Origin of the sequence: Gluconacetobacter tumulisoli, assembly GCF_014174155.1 — a bacterium.
GTDB classification, from domain to species: Bacteria; Pseudomonadota; Alphaproteobacteria; order Acetobacterales; family Acetobacteraceae; genus Gluconacetobacter; species Gluconacetobacter tumulisoli.
This window is the reverse complement of sequence record NZ_JABEQM010000021.1, coordinates 42,426-52,942: the sequence shown is the minus strand read 5'-3', so window position 1 is coordinate 52,942 and position 10,517 is coordinate 42,426. Positions and strand designations below refer to the sequence as shown.

7 protein-coding genes are annotated in these 10,517 nt (G+C 66.2%); 1 reads left to right on the top strand and 6 read right to left on the bottom strand.

Going from position 1 to position 10,517, the window contains the following annotated elements; all coding sequences use genetic code 11:
- Positions 1-328: 328 nt before the first annotated feature.
- The 6 genes from clpB to HLH28_RS17005 form a co-directional block, all read right to left on the bottom strand.
- Entirely contained in the window at positions 329-2,932 is a 2,604-nt protein-coding gene (clpB, locus tag HLH28_RS17030) for an ATP-dependent chaperone ClpB (RefSeq protein ID WP_182961435.1), read from the bottom strand.
- 260 nt (positions 2,933-3,192) lie between these two features.
- Complete coding sequence (gene adhP, locus HLH28_RS17025) at positions 3,193-4,221, bottom strand: alcohol dehydrogenase AdhP (RefSeq protein ID WP_182961433.1); 1,029 nt, start codon at positions 4,219-4,221, stop codon at positions 3,193-3,195.
- A gap of 97 nt (positions 4,222-4,318) precedes the next feature.
- A complete protein-coding gene (locus HLH28_RS17020; protein ID WP_182961431.1) occupies positions 4,319-5,962 on the bottom strand; it encodes a S10 family peptidase in 1,644 nt (547 codons plus the stop codon).
- Between the two features lie 426 nt (positions 5,963-6,388).
- The gene (locus HLH28_RS17015; protein WP_220790158.1) at positions 6,389-7,771 is read right to left on the bottom strand and encodes a M28 family peptidase; all 1,383 of its coding nucleotides are present in this window, start codon (positions 7,769-7,771) and stop codon (positions 6,389-6,391) included.
- Between the two features lie 64 nt (positions 7,772-7,835).
- On the bottom strand, positions 7,836-8,336 hold the full coding sequence (locus tag HLH28_RS17010) for a GlcG/HbpS family heme-binding protein (RefSeq protein ID WP_182961446.1): 501 nt from the start codon (positions 8,334-8,336) through the stop codon (positions 7,836-7,838).
- Positions 8,337-8,365: 29 nt separating this feature from the next.
- Positions 8,366-9,424 carry an aldo/keto reductase gene (locus tag HLH28_RS17005; RefSeq protein WP_182961429.1) on the bottom strand — a complete coding sequence of 353 codons (1,059 nt, stop codon included), beginning with the start codon at positions 9,422-9,424 and terminating at the stop codon, positions 8,366-8,368.
- 113 nt (positions 9,425-9,537) lie between these two features.
- On the opposite strand from HLH28_RS17005, the gene HLH28_RS17000 reads away from it, so the two are divergent.
- Positions 9,538-10,428: a LysR family transcriptional regulator gene (locus HLH28_RS17000; protein ID WP_182961427.1), complete on the top strand. Its 891-nt coding sequence runs from the start codon at positions 9,538-9,540 to the stop codon at positions 10,426-10,428.
- Positions 10,429-10,517 lie beyond the last annotated feature (89 nt).

Below are 10,517 nucleotides of genomic sequence, written 5' to 3'. Positions count from 1 at the left end.
CCCAGAACAAACCAGATGCCCAATCCTCCTCAACAACCCAACCTAAGCCAGGTCGTCAGAACGCCGCCAACATATCCCTTCCAAACTCTCTCTATTCTATTGTCAAAGATCAGCACCGAAGGGGCAGTGCCGTTCGGTGAAGCGGCTTTTACGGGGACTGGCGGGGGATGTCAACACACTGTCTCGCCTGCCAAAAATCGCTGCTTCCGCCGGAAAACCGCCATTTCTGCCCCCCGTCCCCCCAGGCGGGCCGAAAGAATGATGAATTTTTTTCGTCAGCCCCGGGACCGGAGGCAGGGAAAGGCGGAAACCACCCTTCCCCTTGCCGTCAGGACGCGCCGATCGGCTTGCCGTTGATGGTCAGCCCGTCATCGTCAGCCGACACGCGCACCGTTTCCCCATCATGGATGGTGCCTTCCAGCAGCAGGCCGGCCAGCGGGTTCTGCAATGTCCGCTGGATCACCCGCTTGAGCGGACGCGCCCCATAGACCGGATCGTAGCCTTCCTCGGCCAGCCACAGATGGGCGGCCTCGTCCAGCGTCAGTTCGATATGCCGGTCGTCCAGCAGCTTGCGCAGGCGGGCAATCTGGATATCGACGATCCGGGTCATGTCGGCGCGCTGCAGGCGCGAGAACAGGATGATCTCGTCCAACCGGTTGAGGAATTCCGGCCGGAAATGATCCCGCACCACCTTCATCACCTCGGCTTGCACCCTGTCAGTCGATTCATTGTCCGGCAGGTGGGCCAGCACGTCGGATCCCAGATTGCTGGTCAGGACGATGATGGTGTTGCGGAAATCGACCGTCCGGCCCTGCCCGTCCGTCAGGCGTCCGTCGTCCAGCACCTGCAGCAGGATGTTGAACACGTCCTCATGCGCCTTCTCGACCTCATCGAACAGGATCACCTGGTAGGGACGACGCCGCACGGCCTCGGTCAGCACTCCGCCTTCCTCATACCCGACATAGCCCGGGGGGGCGCCGATCAGGCGGGAGACCGCGTGCTTCTCCATGAACTCGCTCATGTCGACGCGCAGCAGCGCCTTTTCATCGTCGAACAGGAAGCGGGCCAGCGCCTTGCACAGTTCGGTCTTGCCGACACCGGTCGGGCCGAGGAACAGGAACGATCCGATAGGCCGGTTGGGGTCCTGCAGACCCGCCCGGGCACGGCGCACGGCGTGGGCCACCGCCGTCAGCGCCGCTTCCTGGCCGACGACGCTGCGGCGCAGTTCGTCCTCCATCCGCAGCAGCTTGGCACGCTCGCCCTCCAGCATCCGGTCCACCGGCACGCCGGTCCAGCGCGAAACGATCGCGGCGATGCCCTGTTCGGTCACGGCCTCGCTGACCAGGCCGGCCCCTTCAGCCGCCCCCTCGATCTCCTCCTGCGCGCGGGCGATCTGATCTTCCAGGCCGGGGATAACACCGTACATCAGTTCGGACGCCCGCCCCAGATCGCCGCGGCGCTGCGCCACCTCGACATCCGAACGCGCCTGATCGAGCTGTTCCTTCAGCTTCTGGACCGCGTTCACCCGGTCCTTCTCGGCGTGCCAGGCGGCCGACATGGCGTTCGATTTTTCCTCGATCTCCGCCAGTTCGGCCTCCAGCTTCACCAGCCGTTCGCGGCTGGCCGAATCCTCTTCCTTGCGGATGGCCTCGCGCTCGATCTTGAGCTGGATCAGGCGGCGGTCGAGTTCGTCCAGTTCCTCGGGCTTGCTGTCGATCTGCATGCGCAGCCGACTGGCGGCCTCGTCCATCAAATCGATCGCCTTGTCGGGCAGGAAGCGGTCGGTGATGTAGCGGTTGGACAGCGTCGCCGCCGCCACCAGCGCGTTATCGGTGATCCGCACGCCGTGATGGAGTTCGTACTTCTCCTTGATGCCGCGCAGGATCGAGATCGTGTCGGCCACAGACGGTTCGCCGACATAGACCGGCTGGAACCGGCGGGCCAGGGCGGCGTCCTTTTCGATATATTTGCGATATTCGTCCAGCGTCGTGGCGCCGATGCAATGCAGCGTGCCGCGGGCCAGTTCCGGCTTGATGAGGTTGGACGCATCCATCGCGCCGTCGGACCGGCCGGCGCCGACCAGCGTGTGCATCTCGTCGATGAACAGGATGACCTGTCCCTCGGCGCTCTCGATTTCCTTCAGGACGGCCTTCAGCCGTTCCTCGAACTCACCCCTGAACTTCGCCCCGGCGACCAGCGCGCCGAGATCGAGGGACAGCAGCTTCTTGTTCTTCAGCGCCTCGGGCACGTCGCCATTCACGATCCGCAGGGCCAGCCCCTCGACGATCGCGGTCTTGCCCACCCCGGGCTCACCGATCAGCACGGGATTGTTCTTGCTGCGCCGCGCCAGGACCTGGATCGCGCGCCGGATTTCCTCATCCCGCCCGATGACGGGGTCCAGCTTGCCCTGCTGCGCGACCTCGGTCACGTCACGGGCATATTTCTTCAGCGCGTCGAAGCCGGCCTCGGCGTTCTCGCTGGTCACGGTACGTCCCTTGCGGATGGCCGCCACGGCCTTGTCCAGTGCCTGCGGGGTGGCACCCCCGTCACGCAGCGCGCGACCGGCCGGCGTGTCGGACGCCGCGATGGCGACCAGCAGCCGGTCCTGCGCCACATATTCGTCGCCGGCCTTCTGGGCCGATTGCTGCGCCGCATCCAGCAGCCGGACCAGGTCCGGCGTGGCCTGCGGCTGCCCGGCGCCGCCACCCTGCACGCGGGGCAGTTTCGCCAGCGCAGCCTCGACCGCCGACACGACCGCCGGCGTCTGGCCGCCCGCCGCGCGGATCAGCGCTGACGCGGCCCCTTCCTCGTCATCCAGCAGGGCCTTGAGCAGATGCTCCGGCGTCAGCTGTTGATTGTATTCCCGCACCGCGATGGTTTGCGCGGCCTGGAGGAAGCCGCGCGACCGTTCGGTGAATTTCTCGATATTCATTATCCCATGTCCCTTTCACTCAGGCGACCTGTCAGCCGGCGACATCGCCCCTTCTCGAGGCAGCGGCGTCACCGGAACGATTCCGAGATGGGATGCCGCAGGCGTTATGACAAGAGGAAAGCCATGGGCGGGCGGGATGGCAGCCCCCCGCTCGGCCGGGGAAGGTCGGGCTCCGCCCGAACCCGGCAAGGGCCGAGGCCCTTGCATCGCGTTCGTCCATAAAATCCATGATAATCTGTGGGTTAGGGACGTCGCCCGCCTCAGTTCCGGAAGTCGATCACCATGCGGCCCTGTACTGTGCCGTGTTCCAGATCGTCGAAGATGCGATTGATGTTCTCCAACCGTTCCGGGGCCACCACAGTGCGGACCTTGCCGTCGGCGAAGAAGGACAGGGCCTCGATCATGTCCAGGCGGGTGCCGACGATGGATCCCCGCACCGTCGTGCCTGCCATCACCATGTCGAAGATCGAAATCGGGAATTCACCCGGGGGCAGGCCGTTCAGCACGATCGTTCCGCCCCGTCGGGCGTAGCCCATGGCCTGCGCGAAGGCGCTGCGCGACACCGCCGTCACCAGCGTGCCGTGCGCGCCGCCCACATGATCCTGGATGAAGGCGGCGGGATCGGTCTGGGCCGCATTGACCGTCAGAGCCGCCCCCAGTGTACGGGCCGTCGCCAGCTTGCCGTCGTCGATATCGACGGCAATCACGTTCAGGCCCATGGCCACGCCATACTGCACCGCCATCTGCCCCAGCCCGCCCACGCCCGAGACCGCCACCCACTGGCCCGGGCGGGCATCGGTCATCTTCAGGCCCTTGTAGACCGTCAGCCCCGCGCACAGCACCGGTGCGACTTGGACCGGATCCACCCCCTTGGGCAGATGCGCCACGTAATTCGGATCGGCCACCACATATTCGGCAAAGCAGCCGTTGACGGTATAGCCGGTGTCGTCCTGCGTCTTGCACAGCGTTTCCCACCCGCCCAGGCAATGTTCGCAATGCCCGCAGGCGGAATACAGCCAGGGCACGCCGACCACATCGCCCTCGCGCACCCATTTCACCGCGCTGCCCACGGCCACCACATGGCCCACCCCTTCATGCCCCGGAATGAAGGGCGGCGTGGGCTTCACCGGCCAGTCGCCGCGCGCGGCGTGCAGGTCGGTATGGCAGACCCCGCAGGCGTCCATCTTCACCAGAATCTGGTCGGGCCGGATCTGCGGAACCGCCAGTTCCTCGATCGTCAGGGGCGCGCCGAACGCCCGTACGACGGCTGCCTTCATTGTCCCGGCCATTCTCTTGCCCTCCGCCCGTATGTCGGGTTTCAGCAAAGGCGCACCGGCCCCGCTGCCGCCATGATACAGATCAACGGCGGCAGGGTCACGCGGCGGATCAACCGGGCAGGTTGTCGGTCCGGCGGATGAAGTCGGCGGCGTTGTCGTGCAGTTCCTTCAGCGCCGGCGCATGGGCATAGACCATGTGGCCCGACATGTACTGATGGATTTCGACATTGCCCGCCAGCTTGCGCGGGATCGGCAGATGGCGCATTTCAAACACGCCCTCGAAATACGGCGTACCGAGATCGAAATAACCCTGGTTCAGCTGGACCTTCAGCAGGGGGTTTTCCTTGATCGCCATGGCCAGGTCGGGCAGCACGTTGGGCAGGCCGCGGTTTGAATGCGGGCTGTCGGGCTGTTCGTGGGTGAACGACCAGGCGCCGATGGAATGGGCGCTGACCTTGTATTCCTCATAGGCGCCAGTCGGGCTTTCGCCGCCGTAATGCAGCACGTCGCGTGCGTAATCGTTGAAGGTGGACAGATAGGCCGACCCCATCGATGAATCCATCGGATCATAGAACGGACGCTGCGACAGCGGATCGATCGAAATGCCGGAGAAACGGCTGTCCAGGCGGCCGGTGTCGGTGTCTTCGTCCCCCATCAGGGTCTTTTCGAACTCGCCGCCATTCACACGCAGGTTCGCGTGCTTGATGTAATCGACCGGCAGGCCCGTATAGGTATGCAGCCGCGCGGCGATGTCGTTGAAGCGCGCATCGGAAATCGCCGTGCCCTCCTGCAGGGCGCTGGTATAGTCGGTCAGGGCGAAATGCTCGACCTCATGCAGGAAGGCCTTCAGGTCCGCCGGCTGCTGCGGCAGCTTGTGGTGGTACCACGCCGTGGCAGCGAAGCTGGGCAGCGCCAGGACATAGGGCTGATCGACGCTGGGATTGTTCTGCGGACGATCGATGCTGTTATCGTAATCGAGGATCTGCGACAGCAGCATTACCCCGTTCAGGTCGATTTCCTTGTCCTGCTTCAGCATGTTGGCGACGATGGCCGATCGGGTGGTGCCATAGCTTTCGCCATACAGATATTTGGGCGAGTTATAACGGCGGTAGCGGCCCAGGAACTGGGCGATGAAATCCGTGAAGGCCCAGGCATCGGGATCGGTGCCGTAGAACGCCTTGTCCTTGTCCTTGCCGCCCAGGCGACCGAAACCGGTGCCCGGCGCGTCGATGAAGACCAGATCCGTCACATCCAGCAGGCTATCGTCATTATCGATCAGCTTGTACGGCGCGGCGGCGGTATGCGTGTCGTCCGCCGTCACGATGCGCCGCGGGCCGAACGCGCCCATATGCAGCCAGACCGTCGCCGAACCCGGCCCGCCATTATAGACGAAGGTGATCGGGCGCGCGGTGCTTGCCGCCCCTTTCTTGAAGTAGGCGACATAGAACATCGCCGCGACCGGCTCTTCCTCGGGCTTGGCCTTCTTTTCCGGGGCGGCATCGTCCCAGTCACGGGGATGGACGATCAGCGTGCCCGCAACGGCCTGATAGGCGATCTTCTGCCCGCGCACGGTGACCGTGCCGTCCGAAATCTTCTGCTGCGGGGTAAAATCGAACCCGCCTGTGGCGGATTTGGCCGGGATGTCGGCGTGGATCGGATGATCCTCGGCCCGCGCTGCAGAGAGGCGGGGCATGGCAAGGCATGGCGCCAGCATCGCCAGGGCGACGCCGGCGAGAAGGAAGGATCGTGTCATCTCATCTGTCTTGGTTGCTGCGCAGCACAATCACGCACCGTCATGCTGCAGACAGGCAGAGAGACGCGCCGCGCAAGGGTCGATCGAAAACCGGAACCTGGCGGGACAGTCGTCGCACGGCGCAAACAGGACGATCCCGCGCCGTTTCCGGCGGATTGGCAGGACGGATCTCCTTGCAGGATCGTTCGGATATAGCAGGGGCCCAGCTATAACAATGGCCTGTTCCCGGAACAATCGCGGGTGATCGCGTATGTCGTAAATTTAATTTTATTGTGATATGGAAAGAGAGATTCCCAATCATCTGCAAATAATATTTATTCTTCGCAATGATACGTCGGAACGGGGCGGCCTTTCGCCGGGCCTGACAGGGCCCGGGGCCCTGGTCCCCGGGCGTGGATCAACGACAGGTTCCGTAAGCGCGCGACGTCAGCGTGTATGGCCGGGAATCGGGCGCGGCGGCATGCCGGCGAAGGTCACGAGGCTTTCGGCCCCCGTCGCGGAAAGGGCCGATACACCGAAGACATGATCGTCGATATTCACGTTCTTCAGCACCAGCGACGTCGCGTTCGCAGGCGTATCGCGCCGGTCCGTCCAGACCGTCCCGTCGGCGAGACGCCAGCGCACGCGATAGGACACGGCCCCAGGAACGACCGCCCAGGTCACCGTCGTGTCGTCCGACAGCGCACCGGCGATCGTCGCCGTGGCGGGCGCCGCGGGGGCGGCTGCCAGGTCGGACAGCACCAGCATGTTCAACGCCGTGACCCGCGCCAGATACGGGAAATCCACGAACGCGATGGTGTCGCCATACTGGCGGCCGGCCTCGACCCGCACACGCTGGTGCTGGCGGTCGTAATCCTCGACCGCCTCGGTAAAGCGGACGGCCGGAAAGCCCTCGGCCAGGAAGGGAATATGGTCCCCACCGCGCATGAAACGGTCGGGCCGCCGTACCGCCAGCACCGACAGCCCGAGGCCCGGATGTGCCTCCGCCCCCATCACCACCGCCTTCGCCAGCGCGCGGGACGGCGAATCGTCCTCACCCCCCGTCGCGCGCTGCGCCTTGATGCCGGCGGCATCGGCAGCCGCGCGGATACCCTCGCTGAATACGCGAACGCGATTATCGACGTGCTCCCCCCCGATGCCATGGGTATTGCCGACGATGTCGTTGTTCAGCACGCCGGCCACTTGCCACCCGCGCGCCTTGGCCGTACGGGCCAGCAATTCGCCGCCCCACAATCCCTGCTCCTCGCCCGACAGCACGGCATAGACGATCGTGGCGGGGAAATGCTGCCGCGACAGCAGGCGCGCGGCCTCCATCACCAGCGCCACGCCCGACGCGTCGTCATTGGCACCGGGCGCGTCGGTGGTCGCGTCCATCACATCGTTCACGCGGCTGTCGATATGGGCCTGCACGATCACCACGCGGTCGGGATCGGTCGTGCCCTTCTGTACCGCCAGCACGTCTTCCACCCGCACACCATCCGGCGCGCGCGGGCCGGTGAAGCGGTCGCCGATCGTCTCGACCGACAGGCAGCCGCCGCAGGCCGCGCCATAGGTCGCGAACCGATCGGCCACCCAGCGCCGCGCCGCCCCGATCCCGCGCCCCGCGTCCGTCGTGGTGGACAGCGTGTGCCGCGTACCGAACCCGACCATCGCCGTCACCGTCTGGCGCAGCATCGCCTGGTCCGGATGGGGCAGGCCGCCGGGGGCTGCGGCCATCGGGGCGTGCATGGTCCCCAGGCACAGCACGGCGGACAGGGCGGGAACGAGACAGGGGCGCAGGCGGGCGCGCAAGCCGGAGAGACGTTTCATGTTACAAACATTGCCGCCTTTCCGCCGCCACGCAAGGCCGCCGCCCACCACCCCGGACGCCGGCCTAGCGGAACTGCGGGGAGACTTCCTTCAGCGCGTCGACGGCACAGGCCTCGTCCTTGTCGCCGCCGGGGGCGCCGGATACCCCGACGCCCCCCAGGATCGTCCGGTCGGCCCGGCGGATCAGCGCGCCGCCGGGCACGAACAGAACCTGCGGAATCGTGTTCAGGGCCCCGTTTTCCGGGCCCGTCACCTTCGCCGCGATCAGGGCGCTGGTCGTATCCTTGTCGAAGGCCAGGCCGTAGGCATAAGCCGTATAGGCCTTGCGATAGGACACCGACAGCGATTGCAGCGGCACGGTATCGCCCTTGATGATGACCTGTTCGTGTCCCGAAGGGTCGACCACCGCCGCCGTCACCGACCATCCGCGCGCGGCACAGATCCGCACCGCCGTCGCGGCCAGGCGTTCGGCAAGTTCCCATGACAGTTTCTGGGTCGTGATGATCGGGGACCCGGCTGCCCGGGCCGGGGACGCCGCAACGAGGGCGGCGCAGGCCACGCCCATCGCCACGAAGGTGGAGCGGGGCACCGCCGCTATGCCGTCTTGATCGACGGGCCGAGCAGCAGCAGATCCGCCGCCGACAACCGGTCCGACGATGTGCTGGCCTGGTGCCAGTAGGGATAGATCAGCGGCGGTGCGCTGGCCTTGTCCAGCCGGGCCATTTCCTCGGCCGAGAGCGCCAGTTCGGCGGCCTTCAGATTGTCGGCAAGCTGCGCGTCGGTACGGGCCCCGATCACCACCGAGGTAATGGCCGGGCGATGCGCCACCCAGGCCAGCGCCACCTGGGCCGCCGACACCCCGCGTTCCGCGCCGATCGCCACCAGGACCTCGACCACGTCATACAGCTTTTCGATGTCATAGACCGGCGGTTCGTTCCACTGGGCCAGCTGGCGCGTGCCCTCGGGTTCCGGCTTGCCGCGCCGGTGCTTGCCCGACAGCAGGCCGCCCGCCATCGGGCTCCAGACCTGGACGCCGAGACCCTGGTCGAGGGCCAGCGGCAGCAATTCGTACTCGGCCTCGCGCGCCTGCAGCGAATAATAGATCTGCTGCGACACCGGGGCGATCAGGCGGTTGCGTTCCGCCGTGCCCAGCGCCTTCATGATGTGCCAGCCCGAGAAATTGGACACCCCGGCATAGCGGATCTTGCCCGAGCGGGTCAGGGTGTCCAGGGCCTCCAGCGTTTCGTCCAGCGGGGTCTGCCCGTCCCATTCGTGCAGATAATACAGGTCGATGTGATCGCGTCCCAGCCGGCGGAGGCTGGCCTCGCACGCGCTGACGATATGATAGCGCGAGGACCCGGCGTCATTCTGCCCCGGCCCCATGTGGAAGCGGGCCTTGGTGCCGACCAGGATCTCCTGCGGGCGGCCCTTCAGCGCCTCGCCCAGGATTTCCTCGGACACGCCGGAGGAATAGACGTCGGCGGTATCGAACATGTTGATGCCGGCCTCGATGCACATGTCGATCTGCCGCTTGGCGCCCGCCACGTCCGTGCTGCCGGTCTTGGCGAAGGCGCCCTTGCCGCCGAACGTCATCGTCCCGAGGGTGAAGACGGATACGCGCAGGCCGGAGCGGCCGAGCTGGCGATACTGCATGGTAGGTCTCCCGGTCGAATATGATCGAATATCCCTGGGGACTATGGGCGCCGCCGCCGGGGAATGATAACCGTCAAATCCGGAAAACAGCTTCCGGAAAAGGCGAAGGATCGATGCGCGACGCGGACGAGATGGAGATTTTCGTCGAGATCGTCCGCCAGGGGGGCCTGTCGGCAGCGGCCCGCCATCTGGGGCTGGCGCCATCGGTCGTCAGCGACCGGCTGTCGCGTCTGGAACGCCGGCTGGGCACACGCCTGCTGGTCCGCACCACGCGCCGCCAGACCCTGACCGAGGCGGGGCGGATCTATCTGGACGAGGCCACCGCCATCATGGCGGCCACCGCCGGGATGGAGGCGCGGGTCCGCGCCACCGTGAACGCCCCCGGCGGCATGTTGCGCGTCACCGCGCCCGTGCCGTTCGGCCGCATCCGCCTGGCACCGTTCGTCGCCGGGTTCGCCCGGCGCCATCCCGACATGCGCGTCCATCTGGCGCTGGAAGACCGGATGACGGACATCGTGGGCGAGGGATATGACATCGCCATCCGCGCGGCCCCCGTCGTCGATACCACGCTGACCGGGCGACGGCTGATGGAAAGCCGGCGGGTGCTGGTGGCCAGCCCCGGCTACCTGGCGCGGCATGGGCGACCCGAGACGCCGGGCGACCTGGCCCGCCATGCCTGCCTGGTCGCCAACATGACCGGCCAGTGCCGCGGGGAATGGCGGTTCGGCCGGGGGGAGGACATCCGCATCCTGCGGGTCGACGGCGTGCTGGCATCCAGCAATTCGGAATTGCCCGTCCAATGGGCGCTGGACGGGCTGGGCCTGGCCCAGAAATCATTGTGGGAGGTCGAGGACCATCTGCGCGCCGGCCGGCTGGAGACGGTGATGGAGGCCTGGGAGCCCGACCCGGTCACCTTCTACGCCATCCATACCGTCAGCACCGCCCAGTCGCACAAGATCGCCCTGTTCATGAGCGAGTTGCTGCATCCGGGCGAGTTCCCGTAGGTGCCCGGTGGAAAAGGAAGGTCGGGCGCTGCCCGAACCCGGCAAGGGCCGGGGCCCTTGCATCCCGTTCGTTTTTTGAAGCCCCCGGG